Source organism: Arthrobacter sp. Y-9 (assembly GCF_029690065.1).
Taxonomy (GTDB): Bacteria; Actinomycetota; Actinomycetes; order Actinomycetales; family Micrococcaceae; genus Arthrobacter_E.
The window spans coordinates 913,460-935,694 of sequence record NZ_CP121463.1 but is presented as its reverse complement, the minus strand read 5'-3'; the positions used below and the strand labels follow the sequence as shown (position 1 = coordinate 935,694).

23 protein-coding genes and 1 riboswitch are annotated in these 22,235 nt (G+C 69.0%); of the genes, 9 read left to right on the top strand and 14 right to left on the bottom strand.

Annotated features, from left to right (window positions below):
- Positions 1 to 45: 45 nt before the first annotated feature.
- The 3 genes from P9849_RS04150 to P9849_RS04140 all read right to left on the bottom strand — a co-directional run bounded on the left by P9849_RS04150 (position 46) and on the right by P9849_RS04140 (position 3,989).
- Complete coding sequence (locus tag P9849_RS04150) at positions 46 to 2,214, bottom strand: thioredoxin domain-containing protein (RefSeq protein ID WP_278268433.1); 2,169 nt, start codon at positions 2,212 to 2,214, stop codon at positions 46 to 48.
- Between the two features lie 181 nt (positions 2,215 to 2,395).
- The gene (locus P9849_RS04145) at positions 2,396 to 2,884 is read right to left on the bottom strand and encodes a hypothetical protein (RefSeq protein ID WP_278268432.1); all 489 of its coding nucleotides are present in this window, start codon (positions 2,882 to 2,884) and stop codon (positions 2,396 to 2,398) included.
- Positions 2,885 to 3,044: 160 nt separating this feature from the next.
- Complete coding sequence (locus P9849_RS04140) at positions 3,045 to 3,989, bottom strand: alpha/beta hydrolase (RefSeq protein ID WP_278268431.1); 945 nt, start codon at positions 3,987 to 3,989, stop codon at positions 3,045 to 3,047.
- A 121-nt stretch (positions 3,990 to 4,110) separates the two neighbouring features.
- Here P9849_RS04140 and P9849_RS04135 point away from each other — a divergent pair, with 121 nt between their 5' ends.
- Complete coding sequence (locus P9849_RS04135; protein WP_278268430.1) at positions 4,111 to 4,578, top strand: MarR family transcriptional regulator; 468 nt, start codon at positions 4,111 to 4,113, stop codon at positions 4,576 to 4,578.
- 98 nt (positions 4,579 to 4,676) lie between these two features.
- Here the strand turns inward: P9849_RS04135 and P9849_RS04130 are convergent, their stop codons facing one another.
- Together P9849_RS04130 and mca are read right to left on the bottom strand one after the other, a co-directional pair.
- Positions 4,677 to 5,000, bottom strand: coding sequence for a hypothetical protein (locus P9849_RS04130; RefSeq protein WP_278268429.1), 324 nt, complete (start codon positions 4,998 to 5,000; stop codon positions 4,677 to 4,679).
- 109 nt (positions 5,001 to 5,109) lie between these two features.
- The gene (mca, locus tag P9849_RS04125; RefSeq protein ID WP_278268428.1) at positions 5,110 to 6,021 is read right to left on the bottom strand and encodes a mycothiol conjugate amidase Mca; all 912 of its coding nucleotides are present in this window, start codon (positions 6,019 to 6,021) and stop codon (positions 5,110 to 5,112) included.
- Between the two features lie 72 nt (positions 6,022 to 6,093).
- Here mca and P9849_RS04120 point away from each other — a divergent pair, with 72 nt between their 5' ends.
- Entirely contained in the window at positions 6,094 to 6,534 is a 441-nt protein-coding gene (locus P9849_RS04120) for a DUF4307 domain-containing protein (RefSeq protein ID WP_244907056.1), read from the top strand.
- Positions 6,535 to 6,684: 150 nt separating this feature from the next.
- Positions 6,685 to 7,179 (top strand): transcription elongation factor GreA, encoded by a 495-nt coding sequence (gene greA, locus P9849_RS04115; protein ID WP_107002216.1) that lies wholly within the window; start codon positions 6,685 to 6,687, stop codon positions 7,177 to 7,179.
- 102 nt (positions 7,180 to 7,281) lie between these two features.
- Here the strand turns inward: greA and P9849_RS04110 are convergent, their stop codons facing one another.
- The 6 genes from P9849_RS04110 to P9849_RS04085 form a co-directional block, all read right to left on the bottom strand.
- The gene (locus P9849_RS04110) at positions 7,282 to 7,842 is read right to left on the bottom strand and encodes a hypothetical protein (protein ID WP_278268427.1); all 561 of its coding nucleotides are present in this window, start codon (positions 7,840 to 7,842) and stop codon (positions 7,282 to 7,284) included.
- A gap of 130 nt (positions 7,843 to 7,972) precedes the next feature.
- On the bottom strand, positions 7,973 to 9,214 hold the full coding sequence (gene ilvA, locus P9849_RS04105; RefSeq protein WP_066214524.1) for a threonine ammonia-lyase: 1,242 nt from the start codon (positions 9,212 to 9,214) through the stop codon (positions 7,973 to 7,975).
- Positions 9,201 to 10,496 carry an AI-2E family transporter gene (locus P9849_RS04100; protein ID WP_278268426.1) on the bottom strand — a complete coding sequence of 432 codons (1,296 nt, stop codon included), beginning with the start codon at positions 10,494 to 10,496 and terminating at the stop codon, positions 9,201 to 9,203. Before P9849_RS04100 ends, ilvA begins: the two co-directional genes overlap by 14 nt.
- Before the next feature lie 91 nt (positions 10,497 to 10,587).
- The gene (locus P9849_RS04095; RefSeq protein WP_278268425.1) at positions 10,588 to 11,091 is read right to left on the bottom strand and encodes a hypothetical protein; all 504 of its coding nucleotides are present in this window, start codon (positions 11,089 to 11,091) and stop codon (positions 10,588 to 10,590) included.
- A 161-nt stretch (positions 11,092 to 11,252) separates the two neighbouring features.
- Positions 11,253 to 12,782: a WXG100 family type VII secretion target gene (locus tag P9849_RS04090; protein WP_278268424.1), complete on the bottom strand. Its 1,530-nt coding sequence runs from the start codon at positions 12,780 to 12,782 to the stop codon at positions 11,253 to 11,255.
- A gap of 78 nt (positions 12,783 to 12,860) precedes the next feature.
- Entirely contained in the window at positions 12,861 to 13,793 is a 933-nt protein-coding gene (locus P9849_RS04085; protein WP_278268423.1) for an aldose 1-epimerase family protein, read from the bottom strand.
- Between the two features lie 149 nt (positions 13,794 to 13,942).
- Here P9849_RS04085 and galT point away from each other — a divergent pair, with 149 nt between their 5' ends.
- Together galT and galK are read left to right on the top strand one after the other, a co-directional pair.
- Complete coding sequence (galT, locus tag P9849_RS04080) at positions 13,943 to 15,121, top strand: galactose-1-phosphate uridylyltransferase (RefSeq protein WP_278268422.1); 1,179 nt, start codon at positions 13,943 to 13,945, stop codon at positions 15,119 to 15,121.
- Positions 15,118 to 16,308, top strand: coding sequence for a galactokinase (gene galK / locus P9849_RS04075; protein ID WP_278268421.1), 1,191 nt, complete (start codon positions 15,118 to 15,120; stop codon positions 16,306 to 16,308). The genes galT and galK overlap by 4 nt, the downstream gene beginning before the upstream one ends.
- A 232-nt stretch (positions 16,309 to 16,540) precedes the next feature.
- On the opposite strand, the gene P9849_RS04070 is transcribed toward galK, so the two are convergent.
- Complete coding sequence (locus tag P9849_RS04070) at positions 16,541 to 17,482, bottom strand: Bax inhibitor-1/YccA family protein (RefSeq protein WP_278268420.1); 942 nt, start codon at positions 17,480 to 17,482, stop codon at positions 16,541 to 16,543.
- 123 nt (positions 17,483 to 17,605) lie between these two features.
- Positions 17,606 to 17,669, top strand: a riboswitch (guanidine-III (ykkC-III) riboswitch).
- Between the two features lie 12 nt (positions 17,670 to 17,681).
- Between P9849_RS04070 and P9849_RS04065 the strand changes: the two genes are divergently transcribed.
- Together P9849_RS04065 and P9849_RS04060 are read left to right on the top strand one after the other, a co-directional pair.
- Positions 17,682 to 17,996: a multidrug efflux SMR transporter gene (locus tag P9849_RS04065; RefSeq protein WP_278268419.1), complete on the top strand. Its 315-nt coding sequence runs from the start codon at positions 17,682 to 17,684 to the stop codon at positions 17,994 to 17,996.
- Entirely contained in the window at positions 17,997 to 18,332 is a 336-nt protein-coding gene (locus tag P9849_RS04060; protein WP_278268418.1) for a multidrug efflux SMR transporter, read from the top strand.
- Between the two features lie 20 nt (positions 18,333 to 18,352).
- Here P9849_RS04060 and P9849_RS04055 read toward each other — a convergent pair whose 3' ends face one another.
- Both P9849_RS04055 and P9849_RS04050 read right to left on the bottom strand, forming a co-directional pair.
- Entirely contained in the window at positions 18,353 to 19,381 is a 1,029-nt protein-coding gene (locus tag P9849_RS04055; RefSeq protein ID WP_278268417.1) for an FUSC family protein, read from the bottom strand.
- Between the two features lie 166 nt (positions 19,382 to 19,547).
- A complete protein-coding gene (locus P9849_RS04050) occupies positions 19,548 to 20,000 on the bottom strand; it encodes a MarR family transcriptional regulator (RefSeq protein ID WP_278268416.1) in 453 nt (150 codons plus the stop codon).
- 116 nt (positions 20,001 to 20,116) lie between these two features.
- Here P9849_RS04050 and P9849_RS04045 point away from each other — a divergent pair, with 116 nt between their 5' ends.
- Both P9849_RS04045 and P9849_RS04040 read left to right on the top strand, forming a co-directional pair.
- Complete coding sequence (locus P9849_RS04045) at positions 20,117 to 21,313, top strand: MFS transporter (protein ID WP_278268415.1); 1,197 nt, start codon at positions 20,117 to 20,119, stop codon at positions 21,311 to 21,313.
- A 37-nt stretch (positions 21,314 to 21,350) separates the two neighbouring features.
- Positions 21,351 to 22,178 (top strand): aldo/keto reductase, encoded by an 828-nt coding sequence (locus P9849_RS04040; RefSeq protein ID WP_278268414.1) that lies wholly within the window; start codon positions 21,351 to 21,353, stop codon positions 22,176 to 22,178.
- Positions 22,179 to 22,235: the final 57 nt, after the last annotated feature.

Below are 22,235 nucleotides of genomic sequence, written 5' to 3'. Positions count from 1 at the left end.
CGGCGCTTGCCTCAGCCAGTCGGCCCTCAGCCTGCCGGCCTTCAGTCAGCGCAGCCCGGCCCTCAGAGCCTCCGGAGAGTCCACGGGGGCGTGGCACACCATCTCGCGGCACACGTACGCCCTCGGCGTTCCATCCGGTCCAGGAGTCCGGCCCTCGAGCAGCGGCACCCGGCCGGTGTCCTCACCGAGCGCGATGACGACCCCTGGCCGGGCGCTCCCGAACACGGCGTCGAGCAGGCCGTCCCGCTCCGGCCCGGTCTCCCCGACGACGGCGACCTCCAGGACGCCGAGCAGCCCGGTCAGTTCGACGGCGAGCGCCGCTCCGGCCACCCGCGGCTGACCGGATGCCGCGCCGGACGCCGTCCGGGCCAGTCCGAGCGCCCGGTCCCGCAGCGTCTGGTCGCCGGTGAGGGCCGCAAGCGTCTGCCATGCCCCGGCCAGCACGGACACCGGCGCCGGGGTCGCGCCGTCGAAAAGGTCGACCGCGGAGCTCCCGCCGTACGCCGCGCGCAACGGTTCGAGGTCCGTGGAGCTCTGCCGGAGATCCTCGTTCAGGACCTGGCCGTCGCGGAGGAAACCGGACTCGACGGCGTCGGAGAGCTCGCGGGCCCACTCGTACCAGGTGGCGTCGCCCGTCCCCTGGTACAACGCGAGCGCGGCTTCGAGGGTGTGCGCGTAGTCCTCGAGCAGGCCTGCCACCGGCCCCGGGCGCCCTTCATGGGACACGCGGGCCAGCGACTGCGTCGCCGGGTCCCAGTGCACCTGGCGCAGATACCGGGCGGCGGCCCCGGCCCGCTCCACCCATTCGGGCCGCCCGAGGACCCGCCCCGCCTCGGCGAGGGCGGTGATCGTCATGGCGTTCCAGGAGGCGACCACCTTGTCATCCACCGCCGGTCGCGGACGCGTGGCCCGGGCGGCGAGGAGCACGGGGCGGGCGCGGTCGAGCAGTGCGCGGCCGTCGTCGTCGAGGGCGCCGCCCGGATGCAGCGGCGAGCCGAGCGCGGAGACGCTCCCCCGCTCGGCGACGTGCAGCAGGCGGGCCAGGCGCAGGCCGTCCTCGCCGAGGAGTTCGAGCAGCTCGGACGGGGTCCAGAGTGCGAACACCCCTTCACGCTCGTGCATGCCGACCTGGGTCAGCCCGGCGCGGTCCAGTTGCTCCGGGGACGGCTCGGAGTCGGCGTCGAGTGCGGAGAGGAACGCGGTACCCGTCCCGGAAGCCAGTCCGCCCTCGCCCGCAGAGGTGAGGAGGAAGCCTGCCAGGGCCTCGACCACGGCTGTGCCTTCCGCCTCGGGGAACACGGCCTCCCAGGCTTCGCGGAAGACGGCTCCCTCGGGCGACCGCAGCAGCCGGACATACCGGGCGTAGACGCGCAGGAGCTGCGCGTTGTCGTAGAGCATCTTCTCGAAGTGCGGCACCGACCAGTCCCCCGTCACGGAGTAGCGGCAGAAGCCGCCGTCGAGCTGATCGCGCAGTGCCGACCGGGCCATGGCGGCGAGCGTCCGGGCTGCCAGTCCCCCGGCCTCCGCGGCCCGCGGCAGTCCGCTCGCGGCGTGGTCGAGGAGGAAGGGCAGCAGCGGTCCCGGCGGGAACTTCGGCGCCTTGCCAAACCCGCCTTCCGGCGACTCCAGCTCCCCCAGGCGCGCGACGGCGGCCGCGAGCCGGTCCTCTGCGCCGCCGTCGTCGGCCGGGGCGGCTGTGAGGTGCACCGGCGAGGCGAACTCGCTCAGACCCTGGGCGAGGCGGGAGGCCTGCTGCTCGACGGCGTCGCGGCGCTCCGTCCACGCTTCGGCGACGGCGGCGAGGACCTGGCTGAAGGCGGGCATGCCGCGGGCGGGCCGGGGCGGGAAATAGGTGCCGGCGTGGAAGGCACGGCCGTCCGGGAGCAGGAAGACGCTCATGGGCCAGCCGCCCTGCCCGGTCATGGCCTGCGTGGCGCTCATGTAGACGGCGTCGACGTCGGGGCGCTCCTCGCGATCGACCTTCACCGGGACGAAGTGTGCGTTCAGATATGCGGCCACCGCGGGGTCATCGAAGGATTCGTGGGCCATCACGTGGCACCAATGGCAGGCCGCGTACCCCACGGAGAGGAACACCGGGACGTCCCGCGCGGCGGCCTCCGCGAAAGCCTCCGGGCCGAAGACGTGCCAGTCCACGGGCTGCTCGGCGTGCTGGCGGAGGTAGAGGCTGCTCTGTCCTGCGAGGTGATTGGCCATGCAGCCACGGTAGCCCGGCGCAGGCGGCCCTGGCGACGGGGGTGTCACGAACCGGCCGCACTTCACGCCCGTCTCCCCACTCCCCGACCCCACCCGCATCGACTGCTCGATAGGATGTCGTTTTCCCCTCGATTCGAGGGGATTTCGGCGTTCTATGGAGCAGTCGATGAGGGTGGAGGGGTCACCGACCGCGGTTCACCGCCGGAGGCCCCGACCGCCGTCGTCGGTCGCAGCGGATGGCCAGCCCGAGCAGCAGGAGCACGATCGCGGCCTCCATCGGCAGCCACCAGCTCAGATCGGACGCCGTGAAGCCGCGGCTGTCGCCAGTGCCGACGATCGCCCGGTACACCCCGATCCCGGCCACGAAGAGAGCCACTGTGATCACACAGACCTCGCCCACCCGGGAGCCCTCGATCGACGCGATCTGCACGGTGAGCAAGCTGATGAGGAGCGCGGCGAGCGCGATGACGCCGGCGACCAGCGCCACCTGGGCACTCATCTCAGGGTCGAGATAGGTGTTCTTCCGGCTCGGCGGGTCGAACGTCACCGCGAAGGTGAGCGCCGCGGTCAAGCCGATCGTCAGCAGCGTGCCCCAGAGCACCGTCGGCACGCTCGGCTTCCGCAGGGCGGGCTCGCGCGCGGACGTCGGCTTCGGGGCACGGCTTGTCATGCGGCTCATCGTAGACCGCGGGTCCGGCGCGGCAAGGAATCCCCACCACACCGGCCCCGCCCCACCCTCTCATCGACTGCTCCACAGGATGTCATTTCGCCCTCACATCGAGGGATTTCAGCACCCTATGGAGCAGTCGATCGAGATGGACCAGCCAGGCTCAGACCAGCGCCGACTTCAGCGTGCTGATCGCCAGCTCCATGGCCGCACGCGCACCGTCGGTGTCGCGCAGGGCATCCAGCATCACGAAGTCGTGGATCACGCCGCCCACCCGGATCTGGGTGACCGGGACGCCGGCTTCGCGCAGCTTGGCCGCGTAGGCCTCGCCCTCGTCGCGCAGGACGTCGGCTTCGGCGGTGATGACGAGCGCCGGCGGCAGACCCGCCAGCTCCTCCGTGGTGGCCCGCAGCGGCGACGCGGTGATCTGGTTCCGCTCGGCCTCGTCGGTGGTGTACTGATCCCAGAACCACTGCATGGCGTCGCGGCGCAGGAAGTACCCCTCGGCGAACTGGTGGTAGGACTCGGTGTCGAACGACGCGTCGGTCACCGGGTAGAACAGCACCTGCTGCTTGAACTCGACCCCGCCCCGTTCCTTGGCCATCAGGGTCAGGACGGTCGCCATGTTGCCGCCCACGGAGTCGCCGGAGATCGCAAGACGCGAACCGTCCAGCCCCTTCTCCGCTCCGTGCTCCGCGATCCAGCGTGCCGTGGCGAAGTTCTGCTCGATCGCGTGCGGGTAGCGCGCCTCGGGCGAGAGGTCATACTCCGGGAAGACGACGGCGGCGCCCACTCCCACGGCGAGCTCACGGACCAGGCGGTCATGCGTCGCCGCATTGCCGAACACCCAGCCGGCGCCATGCGTGTACAGCACGACCGGCAGGGTCCCGGTGGCCCCTGCGGGGCGGACGATGCGAGCGGACAGCGGCCGGTCACCGCCGATCTCCACCCATTCCTCGTCGATGGCCGGCTTCTCGACACCCTCACCGGACTGCACGTCGATGACGGCTTTGCGCCCCTCCACGGGGCCGAGGTCGAAGAGGTACGGAGGCTCAGCGGTGGCGGCCGCGAACTCGGCGGCGGCGGTTTCCAGGATCGGCTGGGACATGGCGTTCACTCCTTGATCGATGGTGCGCAAGTTACCTTGCACGCAAGGAATCTATCGGAGTTTCACCTTGCGCGCAAGGTATTTATCGAAAAAACTTGCGCGCAAGTTGTACCGTGGACGTATGGCGACACCTCAACACGGCCTCGATCTCGGCGACCAGCTGTGCTTCTCCCTCTACACCGCACAGCGCCTCGTGACGGCGGCCTACCGTCCGATCCTCGACACTCTCGGGCTCACGTACCCCCAGTACGTGGCGATGCTCGCGCTCTGGGAGAAGGCGCCCCAGACCATGGGTGAGCTGGGCGAGAAACTGGGCCTGGACTACGGCACCGTCACTCCACTCATCAAGCGGCTTGAGGTGACGGGACTGGTCGTCCGCGAGAAGGTGCCGGAGGACCAGCGGAGCGTCCAGGTGAACCTCACGAACGCCGGGCAGCACCTCCGGGACAAGGCCGTCACCGTGCCGGATGCCATCGCGGACGCCATGGCCCTCGACACGGAGGAATTCCAGACCCTCAAGGACTCCCTGGAACACCTCAGCGCCAACGTGGCGGAGCGCCTGGGAAGCCGCGCGCCGTCCTCGGACTGAACGTCACGGACGCACGACGACGCCGGGACGTCCCGGCGCGTCATCGCACCTCAGGGGCGCGCGGCTCAGTGGAGCACCGGCTTAGTGGAGCACCGCGCTCAGCGGGACTCGCGCGGGCCGTTCTCGCCGTCGTCGGTCACGGCCGGAGAGCCGTGCTCCGGCTGCACGCCGTCCTGCTGCACGCCCTCCTCCTGCACAGCGCCGTCCTGCTCCGCTGCCTCGGCGAGCTCGCCGCGGTAACGGACCCGGCGGATGCGGCGGACCATGTCGACGATCAGGAACGCCATGATGATGACGATGAACGCCGTGGCGAGGAAGCCCAGCAGGCCCGGGGTGACCATGTCCTGCGTCAGGCCCGGCTTCAGGCCCGGGAGGGGGCTGGGGCTCGGGTCGTTGGCAAGTTGCACAAGCTGCTGGTACACGCTTCACACCTTCAGGTTCTGGGGGGACTCCCCCAATTCTACGCCGGATAGAACTGCCCGGAGACCGGGGCACGGCCCCGGTCCGGCACCCCCGCGGCCTGCGCCGCCGTCAGCGGAGGCCGGCGAACAGATCCGTCTCCGGAACGGTCTCGCCGACCTTCGAATCGATCAGAGCGAACTCCTCGTACGGCCAGACGCGCCGCTGCAGTTCCTTGGGGAACGCGAAGAAGAAGCCGTCCGGGTCGATCTGGGTGCGGTGCGCCTTGAGCGCGGCATCGCGCCGCTCGAACCAGGCGCCGGCCTCGATCCGCGTCGTGGGGATGTGCAGCGGCTCGGCCTTGGACTCCAGCCAGCCGTCGATCCATTCGAGGCCCTGGATCTCGAGGCCTTCGGCGCGGGCGGCGTCCCGCAGCGCCCGCATGCGCTCCAGGCCGAGACCGCAGTCGTAGTAGAGCTTGGACGGCTGCCAGGCGGCGCCGGTGCCCGGGTAACGCTCGGGATCGCCGGCGGCGTGATAAGCCTCCACGGCCACCTTGTGGGACATGATGTGGTCCGGGTGGGGGTAGCCGCCGTTCTCGTCGTAGGCCACCACGACGTGCGGGCGGAACGACCGGATGAGACTCACGAGCGGGGTGGCCGCGACGTCGAGCGGCTGCAAGGCGAAGCAGCCGTCCGGAAGCGCCGGCAACGGCTCCCCCTCGGGGAGACCGGAATCCACGAAGCCGAGCCAGGTCTGCTGCACGCCGAGGATCCTCGCGGCGTTGTCCATTTCGATGCGGCGGGCGCCGGCCATATCCCGCTTCGGGTGGGCCTCGTCCACCACGTGCGGGTTCTGGATGTCGCCGCGGGATCCGTCGGTGCACGTGGCCACGAGGACCTCGGCTCCTTCGTCCACGTATTTGGCCATCGTGGCGGCGCCCTTGCTCGACTCGTCGTCCGGGTGGGCGTGGACGAACAGGACGCGGAGGGTCTCCCCGTCGTCGAAGACCCGCTCCGGGGTGGCGGGGGCAGCGGCGCTCATGGCGGCCTCCTGTGAAACGGCCCGGCACCGACGGCGGACAGCGCGCGGGTGACGAGGAACTAGACTGGTGTGGTGACGCCGAGCCAGAGCCCAACGCCGATGGAGTCCAGCCTATCCAATCGCTACGGCCGCCAGAAGCGGCCGGTCACGCGGCGTACCAAGCTGCTGATCCTCGTGGCGGCCCTGGTGCTCGCCGTGGGCGCGGCCGGATTCCTGGCCATCCGGAACTCCGTCAGCACGGTGGACTTCAAGACCGTGAGCTTCAGCGCCAATGACCCCTCCTTCGCCGAGGTCGACTTCCAGGTGTCCAAGGACCGGGACAGCGCCGCCGTGTGCGCCATCAAGGCGCTGGATGACCACTACGCCGTCGTCGGATGGAAATACGTGGATGTCCCGCCCAACGCGGCCGACTTCGGCGCGGAGAACGGCCAGACCACACAGCGCCGCGTGACGGTGCGCACCGAGTCGCTCGCGGTGTCCGGCGTCGTCGACAGCTGCTGGCTGAAACGCTGACTGAACCGGCGCCTGCCGCCGTTGACTTTGGTTTGTCCACCGCTTTGCCTACACTAGGCGAATACCTTTGCCCCGTTGACCTGGTTTGCCCGTCATCCAGCGGCCAGTCAGCGGGGTTCTTTGTGGCAGTTGATCAAGAGGAGTTCTCACGTGTCCAGCACCAATAGCGCATCCGCCGCGTGGCTGACCCAGGAAGCCTACGACCGTCTCAAGGCTGAGCTGGAGCACCTGTCCGGACCGGGCCGAGCCGAGATCGTTCAGAAGATCGAGGCCGCCCGCCAGGAAGGCGATCTGAAGGAGAATGGCGGCTACCACGCCGCCAAGGAGGAGCAGGGCAAGATCGAGGCCCGCATCCGCCAGCTGACCGTCCTGCTCCGTGACGCCCAGGTGGGCGCGGCACCCGCCGACGACGGCGTCGTCGAGCCCGGCATGCTGGTGGTCGCAAAGATCGCCGGCGACGAGGAGAAGTTCCTCCTCGGCTCCCGCGAGATCGCGGGCAGCTCCGACATCGACGTCTTCAGCGAGAAGTCGCCCCTGGGCTCGGCCATCATCGGCCACAAGGAGGGCGACACCCTCTCCTACACCGCGCCGAACGGCAAGGAGATCTCGGTCGAGATCCTCTCCGCCAAGCCGTTCACCGGCTGACCTCTCCCCCTCTCTTCTTCGCGAGGGAACAGCTGAGGCCCCTACCCGGCGCGGGTGGGGGCCTCAGCTGTTCCCTCGCGCTGATGAGGACGACGACGGCGGTCAGGATCCCGCCGGCTGCGTCACCAGGAGTGCCCACTGGGCTCCGCGCGGCGCAGTGACGGTCACGTCCATGGTGCCGTCGGGTGGGGCCGGGGTGTCGAAGGAGTAGGAAACCACGCCTCCAGCCAAGCCGCAGGCCCCACTGCCTCCGCTGCTGCCCCCGATGGTCGAGCGCAGCGCCACCATGATCTCGCCCTTGCCGCGGCACAGCACGGTGTACATCCCCGGCCCCTTGAGCATGTCCCTGATCTGGATCGTCCACGATGTCTGTGTCATCCGGTCGACTTTGAGCACCACGTACTGGGTCACCTTGGACGTGTCGATGATCAACGGGCCGGACGTCGGCGGAGGGGGCAGCATCGGAGGTTCCAACGGCGGCGGCTCCGGCGAAGGAACCACAGGAACCGGGAGGGGAAGCGTCGGCGTCGGCTCGGCCGTCCACCACGGCATCGACGACTTGTCCGGAGGCGCGGCATACGGCGTGCAGCCCGCCAGCAACGGCACGACCAGGGCCAGGATCAGCGCCCGCTTGGTACCCGCAACAATATGTTCCCCCGACATGCCCCGAGCCTAGACGCCCAACCACCCGCCGTCGAGCACCGCTTAAGCATCGACTGCTCCATACGATGCCGAAATCCCCGAAAATCCTGGGAAAACGGCATCGTACGGAGCAGTCGATGAACGCCTGGGCTTAGAAGTGCACCACGATCGGCTGGAAGCCCTCGGCCCGCAGCGCGTTGAGCACCACCTCGGAGTGCTCGTGGCCCTTGGTCTCAAGGTCCACGGTGATCGAGACGTCGCCCATGCTGATGGAACCGCCCACGCGGGTGTGGTCCACGCCGGTGACGTTGGCGTCGTGCTCGGCGATGATGCGGGAGATGGTGGCCAGGGAGCCGGGACGGTCGTCGAGGAGGATCCGCACCGTCAGGAAGCGGCCCGCCGCGTACAGACCGCGCTGGATCACCTTGAGCATGAGCATCGGGTCGATGTTGCCGCCGGAGAGGACCACGGCCACCTTGCCCGGGTTCTCGATCCGGCCCTCCATGAGTGCCGCGACACCCACGGCGCCGGCCGGTTCCACCACCATCTTGGCGCGTTCCAGCAGGAAGATGAGCGCACGGGCGAGGGCATCCTCGCTGACCGTGACGACGTCGTCCACGAGTTCGCGGATGATGCTGAACGGCAGCTGCCCGGGGCGGCCCACGGCGATGCCGTCAGCCATCGTGGAGACCTTCTTCAGCGGCACGAGGGCGTCCGCGGCGAGCGACGGCGGGTAGGCGGCGGCGTTCTCCGCCTGCACCCCGATCACCCGGATCTCGCGGCCCAGTTCACGGGCGCGCTCCTTGATGGCCACGGACACGCCGGCCAGCAGTCCGCCGCCGCCCACGCCCATGATGATCGTATCCACATCGGGCACCTGGTCGAGGATCTCGAGGCCGATCGTCCCCTGGCCCGCCACGACATCCACATTGTCGAACGGGTGCACGAACACCGCCCCGGACGCCTCCGCGTAACGCTGCGCCTCGGCCAGGGCCTCATCCACGTTGTGACCGTGCAGGATGACCTCGGCGCCGTGCCCGCGGGTCGCCGCCAGCTTCGGCAGCGCCACACCGAGCGGCATGTAGATCCGGGCCTTGATGCCGAGGGCCTTGGCCGCGGAGGCGACGCCCTGGGCGTGGTTGCCGGCCGACGCCGCGACGACGCCCCGGGCCTTCTCCTCCGGGCTCAGGCGAGCCATGCGCACGTAGGCACCACGGACCTTGAACGACCCCGCGCGCTGCAGGTTCTCGCACTTGAAGACCACGTCGCCACCCACCATCCGGGACAGCGCCCGGGACTTCTCGATGGGCGTGACGGTAATGACGCCGTCGAGCAATTCCTGTGCGCGGACTACGTCCTGGAGCGTGACGGGTAGGGCCTCAGTGGTCATCACTGGCCGCCTCCTTGGAATTGTTCGGTTTCTCTTGCGTCCCCGGCCCGCTCACGGGGGCCGGAAGGTCAGTGCGCTCTTCGGCGGACGACGACGGCGTCTCCCCCGCCGCGGCGTCGATCTCCTCGTCGGAGGTGGCCGGCGTCGTCGTGCCGTCCAGGGCGACGACGGCGGGGTCGTCATCCCAGCCGCGCCCGGCGATGTAGCGGATGGCGGTGTTCAGCGCGGCCAGGATCGGCACAGCGAACAGGGCGCCCGGGATGCCTGCCAGGAAGGAGCCCGCGGCGACGGCCAGAATGACCCCGACCGGGTGCAGCGAGACGGCCTTCCCCATGACGAGCGGCTGCAGCACATGGCTCTCGAGCTGCTGCACGGCGAGGACGATCGCGAGCATGATGATGGCGTTCACCAGGCCGTTGGCCACGAGGGCCAGGAGCACGGCCACCGCGCCGGTGACGAGGGCGCCGACCACGGGGATGAACGAGCCGAGGAAGACCGCCAGGCCGAGCGGCAGGGCCAGGGGCACGCCGATCACGGCGGCGCCGACGCCGATGCCGATCGCGTCGACGGCGGCGACGAACACCTGGATCCGGACGTAGTTGCCGACCGAGATCCAGGCCTTGCTGCCGGCGCCGTAGATGGCCGGGCGCGCCTTCTTCGGGGCCAGACGGGTGATGAATCCCCAGATCTGGCGGCCCTCGAGGAGGAAGAAGATCAGGATGAAGAGCGTCAGCAGCAGCCCGGCCGCGATGTGCCCGGCGCCGCTGCCCACGCTCAGCGCCCCCGTCAGGATGGTGCTGCTCTGGTTCTGCACGGCATCCACGACGTTGCGGATGTAGCCGTCCAGCTGGTCGGCCGTGAGGTGCAGCGGTCCGTCCTGGAGCCAGCCCTGGATCTGCTTCAGACCTTCGAGCGCCTGACCCCACAGCTCCTTGAAGCCCACGGTGGCCTGACGGCCGACGAAGATCAGGGTGACGGTGATGACCGCGATCAGGCCCAGCAGCGTGAGGGCGACGGAGAGACCGCGATGGATCCTGTGCCTGCTCAGCCAGCCGACCACCGGGTTCAGCAGCGCCGTGAGGAGCGCCGCGAGGAGGAGCGGGATGATCAGGAAGCTGACCTTCGAGAGCAGCCAGATGAGCGCGCCCGTGGCGAGGAGGATGACCCCCACGCGCCAGGACCAGGCCGCGGCGATCCGGATGCCGTACGGGATGTCCTCATCGAGTTCTCTGCCACGCGTCGCACGGGGCACCACTGACTGACCGTTCTTGGCTACTCCTGACATGCATCAATCGTGGCGCAGCCGCCCCCTATATGGAAATCAGGTTCGCATGGCGGGCGGACGGAGCCGTACGGCCGGTCGCGGGCCGAGCATGTCAGGTGAGCGGGTTGACCGTGACGATGATGACCTGGACCTTCTTGTCGGCGTCGAACCGCAGGTCGTAGACGACGCGCAAACCGGTCGACTCTCCGGCCGGGAGGACGAAATAGTGCCGTCCCGTGGGCGCGTCCCCCACCGACTTCGCCCACGTGTCGATGGCCCCGCCGTCGATCCCATAAGCCGTCCCTGACCGCGCCAGGGTCAGGAAGTCCTCTTTCGTTTCGGCGGTCAGGAAGTACGTCAGCGTGTCGACATCCGACTGCCCCTCGAAGATCAACGCTCTCAGAACATCAGTCTGGGCCTCGATGGTGCCGTGGGGCGCCTTGATGGTCAGACGCATCGTGCCTTTCCCCGCCAAGTCCACCATCGGCGACTGCATCCCCTCGGGCAGCCCGGCGGCGCTGCGGCTGAGCCGCCCCGAAGAAAGGTCGAATGTCGCGGCGCGATCTGCCTTGATCTTGGCGATCCCCGCCTGATCCAGGGTCGAATTTCCGGTCACCGGTGCTCCTTGCGTGGATGAGGTGTGGTCATGGCCGGGGGTGTCGATCGCGACTCCGCAGGCCGTCAGAACGAAGGTGAGGCCGAGCGCCGCAGCGGAAGCCAACGCCGCTCGACCTGCACCGAGCCGACGAGGCCGCAGACGAGCCCTGGTCGATGACGTCATTGGCTGAACTCCGGCAGATGGACGAAGCCCTTCGCGATCCGTTCGGCGATCTGGGGGATGTTGTGAGTCGGGCGCGCGTCCTGCGTCCGCTGGTCGAAGTCGGAGGCGATGATCTCGCGCGCCTTCTCCGGGTTCGTGGCCAGCAGTTCCTGATAAGCGGGAAGGGTGTCCTTGCTGATGAGATTCCAGCGGTCCTCCCGGACGGAGATGTTCCCGTCGGGCAATCCGGTGGTGAAATCGACCGATCCCTGCAGCGGATTGTCCAGCGGCGTGAAGGGGATGTTGTGGGGACCTGGGCTTTCGATGTGAACCTTGTACGGGAACACCTCCGGGTAGCTCTTGGCGCCCGGAATGGACGGTTCACCTGCGAGGGTGATCAGCCACGTCACGGCCGGTCCGGTGGCCCGGCTCCGCATGGTGTCGTAGTCGTCGGCGATGATCTCGTTCTGTTCCCGGTACAGGAGATACCCGTTGCCGAGCTTCAGCTGTGCAGGATCTCCGGACGCGATCTGGTCCCACGCCTGAGAGGTTCTCGGATCGATGACACCGGCGTCCCTGAGGCGATGCATCTCATCGAGCCCTCCCGTCATGAACGCCTGATGCTGCCGGGCCTGGTCGAGGAAGATCTCCTTGTTCATGGAGAGCATCTGAGTCTCGTACGCCTTCACCTCGGCATCGCTCAGCGCCGCGACCGTGCGGAGGGACTGGAGTTCTTCCGAAGGGAATCCGGCGGGGATGTTCTTGAGGAGTTCCTGAGCCACGGACCGCATCATGGCCATGTCCTGGAAGCCTCCGGCGAAGGACGGCCCGATCATGTTCGCCATACCGGCCCACTGCAGGCGCGGGTCGGCCAGGAACGCCTTGCCGTAATACTCGTAGACCTTCTTGATGATGTCCCAGTTGTAGGCCGTGCCCTTGGAGGGGTCCCACTTGGCCGGGTCGATGCCCATCTCCCGCATGGCCTGCTGGTTCCAGTAGGAACTCAGGAAATTCGCGTATCCGGGCGCCTTCTTCTTGATCAGCCCGGAATCCGCGGCGGCATCCAGGACGCGCTTGGCCTCCTCGGGGTGTTCCAAGGCCCAGCGCTTGAACTCGTCGCTGTTCAAGTAAGCCTCGCGCTCGGCGGGGGTCATCCCCTTCAGCCGGTCCTGGAGTTCCTGCGCGGCCGTGGCGTCGTAGCCGGGCGCACCGCCGCCTCCGGCTCCGCCGGACGAGGTGCTGGCGTTCTCCTGCTCATCCGCCTGCACCTGGAGAAGCTGGCCGGAGGCCTTGAGCGCGAGGATCGTCCGCTGCAGCAGGGGCAGGTGATCGCTCTGCCACTGCTGGCGGAACCGCGCGGCGTCGGGGCCCGTGTGGGCGGCGGCGTTCACCTCGGATCCGAGCTGCTGAGCGGAGAGCTGCAGCTTCTGGGAGGCCGAGGACATCGCCTTGGCCAGCGCGCGAAGCTGCGCCACGTCGGCGCCGTAGAACCCTCCACCCATCGGTGTCCCCCATTCCTGAACGGCCGCTCCGGCCGTTGTGACCATCCTAGGGATCCCGAAGCGCCGCCGCGATGGGGACGCCTCCCCATCCGGACTCTCTCACCCGTCGCCTTCAGCGACCTGTCACCAGGAGGCTTCGATCCCCCAGCTCATGCTGAACTCCGCGCCTGGCTGGACCCAGTGCAGACCATCGCCGGAGTTGAAGGCGTTGGCCGGGCCGGTCATCGGTTCGACGGCGAGCGCCTTCGCTCGCCCGTCGAACCCTCCCGTGGCGTAGATGTGCACGTAGCCGCACCGGTCGTCCTGCCACAGTGCGACCGACCGGCCGTCCGCGCCGCTCAGCGTGGTCCGTGCTCGCCCCTGCTCATCCCGTTCCAGCCCGGTGTAGGCGGTGTCGGTGTCCAGTTCCGCGAGCACGACGCCGGCCCGCAGGTCGGTGCCGCCGCTCACCGGGCGCTCGGCCCGCGGGATGAGGCGCTCGTCGGTCTCCAGCCAGCGGTCCGCGCGGACGGTGACGGTCAGATCCTCGGCCGGTAGCTCCCCCAACCGAAGGTAGGGGTGAGCGCCGAGAACGACCGGGGCCGCGGCGTCGCTGTCGTTGAGGAGGGTCTGCGTGACGCGCAGTGCGCCGCTCTCCTCGAGTTCGTAAGCGACGCGGTGCCGGACGAGGAACGGGTAGCCGTGCTGCGGGAAGACTGTGGCTTCGAGGACCACGTGCGTCCCGCTCTGCTCGACGCACGCGTAGGCGGCATTGCGGAGGAGTCCATGGCTCGCGTTGTTGCGGGAGACCTCGGTGATGTCCAGCTGCTGCACGGCGCCGTTCAACGTCCACTTCCCGTCCTCCACGCGGTTGGCCCACGGCGCCAGCGTGATCCCGGAGGCGCCGGGCGGGATCTGGTGGTCTCCGAACGTCTCGGTGAGGAGCACTCCGTCCACGGAGTAGCTGCGGAGCGTCGCGGCAAGCTCCGTCACGACGGCGACGGCCGCCCCCTGCTCAAGACGGTACTGGGCGCCGCTCGCACAGCGGACGGCAGGGCTGCTGGAAGATTCAGGCATGGCAACACCGTACCGGTCGGAGTCGAGGGGTCCAACGACTCCCGGACAGGTGACGCGATCATTAATGTTCTTTTTTGTTAGAAATTATTCGTTCTTTGCTAGAGTCTGATCAGAGCCCCACAGAGCGGGCGTTGGAAGCGAGGGCAGCCATGACATCGGTGACACGTTCACACCTGGCCGACGGCCGCGAGATCATCTATTTCGACGCCGCTCCGGGCCGCACCCCGGACCTCCCGGACACTCGCGATCTGCCTCAGCGGGATCTCGGCCCGGAAGGGTCCGGCGAGGTGCGCTATGACGCCCTGAGCGGGGAATGGGTGGCCGTCGCCGCGCACCGGCAGACCCGCACCCATCTGCCCCCGGCTCACGAGTGCCCCATCTGCCCCAGCACCCCCGAACGCGCGACCGAGATCCCCGCCGAGGACTACGAGGTGGTCGCGTTCGAGAACCGATTCCCGTCACTCGGGCCGGTCGTGGGCGACATCCCGTCGAGTCCTGGCTGGGGCACACTCGCGCCGGCCAGCGGACGGTGTGAGGTCGTCACCTTCACCCCGGAGCACAGCGGTTCCTTCGCCGAGCTTCCCTGGGAGCGGGCCCGCACGGTCGTGGAGGCCTGGTCCCACCGCACGCGGGAGCTCTCGGCACTCAGCGGTGCGCGTCAGGTGTTCCCGTTCGAGAACCGCGGCGCGGACATCGGCGTCACCCTGCATCACCCCCACGGCCAGATCTACGCCTACCCCTATGTGACGCCGCGCGCCGAGGCCATGGCCCGGACCGCCGTCGAGTACCGCTCCGATCGCCCCGACGGTGAGACGCTGCTGGAAGGCGTGGTCCGGCGCGAGCGCGGCGACGGCGCCCGCATGGTCCTGGAAGGCGAGCACTTCAGCGCCTATGTGCCGTTCGCCGCCCGGTGGCCGCTGGAACTGCACTTGGCTCCGCACCGTCACGTCCCGGATTTCGCCGCGCTCACCGGCGCGGAGAAGGACGAGCTGACCACCCTGTACCTGGATCTGCTCGGACGGGTGGACGGCCTGTACGACTCCCCCACCCCGTACATCGCCGCATGGCATCAGGCGCCACTGCTGCGCGGGTACCGTGAGGCCATGGGCTTCCACCTCCAGCTGACCTCGCCGCGCCGCGCGGCCGACAAGCTGAAGTACCTGGCAGGGTCCGAGGCCGCCATGGGGGCGTTCATCAACGACGTCACCCCGGAATCGGTCGCCGCGCGGCTGCGGGACTCCGTCTCGCCGTACCGTTCCACCGACCCGGCCGCGTCTGCCACGCCGTTCCTCGTCCCCTCCGCCTCCCCCGAAGGAGCCCGCTCATGACCTCGCAGCACACCGAGGCCACCAGCCGCCAGGAATCCGGCCAGCAGGACATCCTCGCGGCCTTCCTCGATGCTTTCGGGCACGACGCGGACGGCGTGTGGATGGCGCCCGGGCGAGTCAACCTCATCGGCGAGCACACCGACTACAACGACGGGTTCGTCCTCCCCTTCGCGATCGACCTCAAGGCCCGGGTGGCCGTGCGCGCACTGCCGGAATCCCGCACTGTCCGCCTGCTCTCGGCCCAAGGCGCGGGAGACACCGTCGAGTTCGATCTGGACCGGATCACACCCGGAGGCGACTACGGCTGGGCGAGTTATCCGCTCGGAGTGGCGTGGGCCCTGGAACAGTCCGGCGTGCCCGTGCCGGGTTTCGAGCTGTACCTGGACTCCACGGTCCCCCTCGGCTCCGGGCTGTCGTCCTCCCACGCGATCGAATGCGCCACCATCACGGCACTCGCCGAGCTCTCCGGCGCATCCCTGAGCGCTCAGGATCTCGTGCTGCTGACCCAGCGCGGCGAGAACGACTTCGTCGGGGCGCCCACCGGCATCCTCGACCAGTCGGCCTCCCTGCGCGGCGAGCGCGGCCACGCCGTGTTTCTGGACTGCCGGGACCAGCACGCCGAGCTCATCCCGTTCGACGCGGAAGCCGATGACCTGGTCATGCTCGTCATCGACACCCGCGTGGCGCACTCCCACAGCGACGGCGGGTACGCCAGTCGGCGCGCCTCCTGCGAGGCCGGCGCGGCCGCCCTCGGGGTCCCCGCGCTGCGCGACCTCGGCCTGGAGGACCTGCCCCGCGCCGAGGAACTCCTGGACGATCTGACGTTCCGCAGGGTCCGTCACGTGGTCACGGAGGACGCACGGGTGCTCGAGACGGTCGCGGTTCTCCGGTCCGAGGGCGCCAAGGCCATCGGTCCCCTCCTCGACGCCAGCCACATCTCGATGCGCGATGACTTCGAGATCTCCTGCCCGGAACTGGATGTCGCCGTGGAGTCGGCCCGGGCGGCCGGCGCGATCGGCGCCCGCATGACCGGCGGCGGCTTCGGCGGCTCGGCCATCGCCCTGACGCCCCGCGCCCTCGAGGACCAGGTCCGGCGGGCGGTGCTCGACGCCTTCGCCTCCTCAGGTTTCGGCGAGCCACGGCTCTTCACGGTGACGCCGGCGGAGGGCGCACGCCGCCTCGCCTGACACCCCCAACCGTGCCGGCCGAGTCCGCGGCCCAGGGCGTGAGGTCGCTCCACGATGCAGCGGATTCACGCCGTGGACAGCGGACTCGGCGAAGTCGTCCCGGCAACGGCGGTCTGCCCCGCACAGCCGCCGACGACTCGGCCGGCACACGACGACGGCGCCGCTCCCCTTCCGGGTGAGCGGCGCCGTCGTCGTGTGTCAGCGGAATCCTGGTGGGGATCCGCGGAGGGAACTAGTCGTTGCCTCTCAGGATGGCGATCAGACGCAGCAGCTCCACGTACAGCCACACCAGGGTGACCGTCAGGCCGAACGCGGCGGTCCAGGAGTACCGTGCGGGAGCGCCGTTGTGGACGCCGGCCTCGATGTTGGTGAAGTCCATGATCAGGGAGAACGCAGCCAGGATCACGGCCACCACGCCGATGATCAGACCCAGCGGGATGCCGCCGATCGTCATACCACGCAGGCCCCACGGATCCTTCACGACGCCGAAGATCATGAGGAAGAAGTTGATCAGGCTGAACGCCGCGTAGCCGATCATCGCGATCAGGAAGAAGCGCATCATCTTGGGGGTCGCGCGGACCTTGCCAGAGGTGAAGAGCAGCAGCGTCACGCCGAAGACGGCGAGCGTCGCCAGCACGGCCTGGAGGCCGATGCCGGGAAGGCGCATCTCCAGGACCTTGGTGATGCCGCCGAGGAACAGACCCTCGAAACCGGCGTAGGCCAGGATGAGGGCCGGGACCGGCTCCTTCTTGAACGTGTTGACCATCGCGAGCGCGAAACCGCCCAGCGCGCCCAGGATCATGAGACCGAGGGCCAGCCCGGGGCTCGTGAACCAGGTGATCGCGGCGCCGACCAGGACGGCGCCCAGGCACAGGAGGGTCTTGACGATCACGTCGTCAAAGGTCATCCGGCCGGTCTGCGCGGGGCCCGCGGAGGGCTGCGAATACATCTGCTGGAGCTGCTCGGCGGAGAGCTGCTGCTGGCCATACTGCGGCTGACCGTACTGCGGCTGACCCGGCTGGGCGTAGCCCGTCTGGGCATAACCGGTCTGGCCGTAGCCGTTCTGACCCGGGGCCTGCTGGCCGTACGGGTTCATCATGTTCGGGGGTGGCGGCGCCTGCAGCGCGCCACGGAAGTTCTTGCCGTTGAAGATCGGGTTGCCTCCGGCAGCCATCTCTCATCCCTCCTGGACGTTCAATGCGAGTTGTTCCAAGCTACCAAGTCCAACGACCCAACGGCGGAAAAGTTCCCGGCACATTCTCAGCTTGCCCCGGAGCGACCCATGGCTAGACTGGAAGACGAGGCCCTGACCGGCCTGCGGACGAGGGAGCAGTACCCGCACAGGACAAGACTGACTCAGAAAGAGCCTTGTCATGGCATGGATCATTTTGATCATCTCCGGGGTCCTGGAGGCGGTGTGGGCCTCGGCCCTCGCAGCCTCCCAGGGGTTCCGCAAATGGAAACCTGCGGCCCTGTTCGTCATCACCTCGGCCATCAGCATGATCGGCCTCGCGTACGCCATGCGGGAACTGCCCGTCGGCACGGCGTATGCCGTGTGGGTCGGGATCGGCGCGTGCCTCACGGCCGTCTGGGCCATGATCACCCGTCAGGAGAAAGCCACCGTTGCGCGGATCGCGTTGCTGGCGCTCCTGGTCGGCAGCGTCGTCGGCCTGAAGGCGGTGAGCTGAATGCCCTGGATCGTCCTGCTGGCCAGCGCCCTCATGGAAGCCGTCTGGGCCACCGCCCTCGGCCTGTCCCACGGCTTCACCGAAGTCGGCCCGACCATCGTCTTCACCATCGGCCTCGTGCTGAGCATGATCGGCCTGGGCTGGGCCGCCAAGCATATCCCCATGGGCACCGCGTACGCGGTGTGGACCGGCGTCGGCGCGGCACTGACCGTCGGCTACGCCATGGCGACCGGGGCTGAAAGCGCCAGCCCGCTGAAGCTCCTCTTCATCGCGGGGATCATCGCCGCGGTGGGCGGGCTCAAGCTGCTGCCGTCCAGTTCACCCGGCAAGCACTGACTTCCGGTAAGCACTGACCGTCAGTCGTCGGTGGCGGGCTGCCGCCGTTCACGCAGCAGCACCGCCACCGCCATGCCGACGACGGCGCCCAGCAGCGTCTCCACGGCACGGTCGGTGAGCACGGGGACCGGATCGCCCGGGTTGGACAGCAACGTCACCAACAGGACCACGGGGGTCAGGAACGCCTGCGCGAGCCCGTAATTCCGCCGCATGAAGAGCTCCGACGGGAACTGGAGGAGCGGGATCAGCAGCACCAGCAGCACCGTGGACGGCTGCGACCAGAGGATCAGCGCCGTCAGCCCGATGCCCACGAGCGTCCCGACGATCCGGTGCACACCCCGTTTCAGCCGTGCGCTCAGCGCGCCCGCGGCCAGCGGGATCGCGGCCGAGGCCATCGCCCAGTAAGGATGACCCCAGCCACTCGCGATCCCGGCCACGCCCGCGACGCCGACCGCCACGAAGTACCGCAGCGCCTGGCGCAGGATCACGCCGTCGCGCCATGGGCTGGAGACACGGAGACGCCGTTCCCCGGCGGCCGCGTCGGGAGCCAGCCGCCAGACCACGAGGCTCAGAGCCAGGCTCACCGCCGAGGACGCGCCTCCGACGACGAAGGGCACCCACAGCGGCATGGGGTGGGTGACGGAGGCGGAGGCGCCCAGGGCGAACAGGGCCCAGAACGGCCCCACGGGATTGAGTTTCGCGGCGTCCGCCACCACCGATCCGAATGCGGCGAAGCACGTCTCCACCAGGACCAGGACGGGGGTGGGGGCGTGGAGGTGCGCCAGCACGGTGCCGATCAGGACGGCGGAGACCAGCAGGGCGGACGCTTCGAGCTGGTGGACCACCCGCCACAGATGAGGTTCGCCCCGGCCGTACATGCTGGTGAAGGCGCCGAACACGGCATAGATCGACCATTCGGGATGGCCGATCATCAGAAGCGTGACCATGGGGATCGCCACACTGAGCGCCACGCGAACCGCGGCGACTCCGTGGTTCCCGGCCGGCCCTGTGGCGAAGAATCCGCGACCCGTGCTGAGGAGTGCGCCCACCAAAGCCTTTCCTGGTGAGGCTGCTTCGCCAGGTCAGACCCCGGCCGCGGCAGCCCCGCCCGCTTCCCGGGGATCCTCGCGGATCCCCTCAGGGAAATCCTAGGTCCCCCTCAGGGGTGCGGGCGAACCGGCCCCGTCACGAACCGGCTCCGTCACGAGGTGGCGTTCAGGCGTTCGCGCGGGACACCTCGTGCAGCGCGGCGACCAGCGCCGCCAGCTCCTGGTGCTCGCCGGCGTCGCCCAGGATGCGTTCGAGCGCCTCGTCATGGACGGGCTTCGCCCTCTCATACAGCTCGCGGCCCGCGGCCGTGAGCTCGGTGTAGATCCCCCGGCGGTCGTCCGCACAGAGGATCCGGGTCAGCAGGCCGCGGTCCTCCAGCCGGGTCACGAGGCGCGTGGTGGCACTGGCGCTCAGCGCCGTGGCACGGGCGAGCTGCTGCATGCGCATGTGCCAGCCGTCCTGCCGGCTCAGCGCGTCGAGGACGGTGTATTCGACCACGGAGAGCTTTACCTCGTCACTGAGGGCGCGCTCCAGACCGGCCTCGATCACACCGTGCAGTGCGGCGAGGGTGCGCCATCCCTGGGCGCGCACTTCGACGGCGTCGTCGTCAATGCTCATGGGGACCTCCTGAAGGCTCGGCTTGCATCGCTTGCTTGCGTGTGCAACTATTGCATCTGCAAGTGAAATAACCAGCGCTTGCAACTAAATTCAGTCTAGCAGGAGTGTTCACCACCATGCCTATCGGTCTTCTCGCGCTCTCCGTCGGCGCCTTCGGGATCGGGCTGACCGAGTTCGTCATCATGGGGCTGCTGCCCGAGGTCGCCACCGACTTCGGCGTCTCCGAAGCAACCGCCGGATGGCTGATCTCCGGATACGCCCTCGCCGTCACCGTCGGCGCACTACTTCTCACCGCCGCTACCACCCGGCTTCCCCGCAAGCCCGTGCTGCTCGGGCTCCTCATCCTCTTCATCGTCGGCAACACGCTCTCCGCGATCGCCCCGAGCTACGGGGTCATGCTGACCGGCCGCATCCTCGCGGCGCTCTGCCACGGCGCGTTCTTCGGCATCGGCGCAGTGGTCGCCTCCGGTCTCGTGGCACCCGCCAAGAAGGCCCAGGCCGTGGCCATCATGTTCACCGGTCTGACTGCCGCCAATGTGCTCGGCGTGCCCTTCGGGACGCTGCTGGGCCAGCAGTTCGGCTGGCGCTCGACCTTCTGGGTCATCTCCGCCACCGGCGTCGTCGCCTTCATCGGCATCGCATTCCTGGTGCCGGCGCTGCATCAGGACGGCAAGGCGCCCAGCCTGCGCCACGAGCTCACCGCGTTCCGCAGCGGACAGGTCTGGCTCTCGCTGCTCGTCACGATCCTCGCCTACGGCGGCATGTTCGGCGCTTTCACCTACATGGCCTACACGCTCACCGGGATCTCCGGCTACCCGAGCAGCGCCGTGCCGTGGCTCCTGATGCTTTCCGGCGCTGGCCTGTTCGTCGGCAACTGGATCGGCGGCAAGCTCGCCGATCGTGACATCGACAAGACGCTGATCTTCTTCGTGGCCGGCCTGCTCGTGACCCTGGTGCTCTTCGGGTTCCTCGCCTCGATCCCGTGGGTCGCCGCCGTCGCGCTGTTCGTCATGGGCGGCTTCGGCTTCGGCACGGTCCCCGGACTGCAGTCCCGCATCATGCACTACGCGGGCGGCGCGCCCACCCTGGCGTCCGGCGCGAACATCGGCGCCTTCAACGTGGGCAACGCCCTCGGCGCCTGGGCCGGCGGTCTGGCGATCTCCGCCGGGCTCGGCTACGCCTCCCCCGTCTGGACCGGCGCGCTGATCACCGTCCCGGCGCTGATCATCATGATCGTCGCCGCCCTGAAAGCCCGGCGGGAACAGCCCGCCACCCTCTCCACCGAACCCGAGCAGGCTCCGGCCACCGCCTGAGCCCGCCGAACCATCCAACTCCCAGGAGGACGACACGATGACCACCATCCCCACCATCAGCCTGAACAACGGCATCGAGATGCCGCAGCTCGGCTTCGGCGTGTTCCAGGTCCCGGACGCGGAGACGACGGCGGCCGTCGCCGAAGCGCTCAAGGCCGGTTACCGCAGCATCGACACCGCGGCCATCTACGGCAACGAGCGCGGCGTCGGCCAGGCGATCGCCGACTCCGGCATCGACCGCGGCGAACTGTTCGTCACCAGCAAGGTGTGGAACGCGGACCAGGGCTTCGAGGAGACCCTCGCCGCCTACGACGCGAGCCTGGAGAAGCTGGGCCTGGACTACCTGGACCTCTACCTGATCCACTGGCCGGCCCCCGCGAACGGCCGCTTCATCGACACGTGGAAGGCCCTCGAGAAGCTGTACGCCGACGGTCGCGTCCGGGCGATCGGCGTCTCGAACTTCGAGCCGGATCAGCTGGAGCAGCTGCTCGCCGAGGCCACGGTCGTCCCCGTGGTGAACCAGGTGGAGCTGCACCCGGCCCTGCAGAACCGCGCGGTCCAGGCCTTCGGCGCCGAGCACGGCATCGCCACCGAAGCCTGGAGCCCTCTGGCCCAGGGCGCGGCGCTGCAGGACCTGTCCGTGCTGGCGATCGCTGAAGCCCATGGCCGCACCCCCGCCCAGGTGATCCTGCGCTGGCACCTCCAGCAGGGCCGTATCGTGATCCCGAAGTCCGTCACGCCGTCGCGCATCGCAGAGAACCTGAACGTCTTCGGTTTCGAGTTGAGCGCCGAGGAGCTCAGCGCGATCGACGCCCTGGAGAAGGACGGCCGCACCGGTCCCCACCCGGCGACCTTCAACGGCTGATCCCTGTTTCCGCCCCTGTGCGGGAGACGGCGATGCACCTCGCCGCCTCCCGCACAG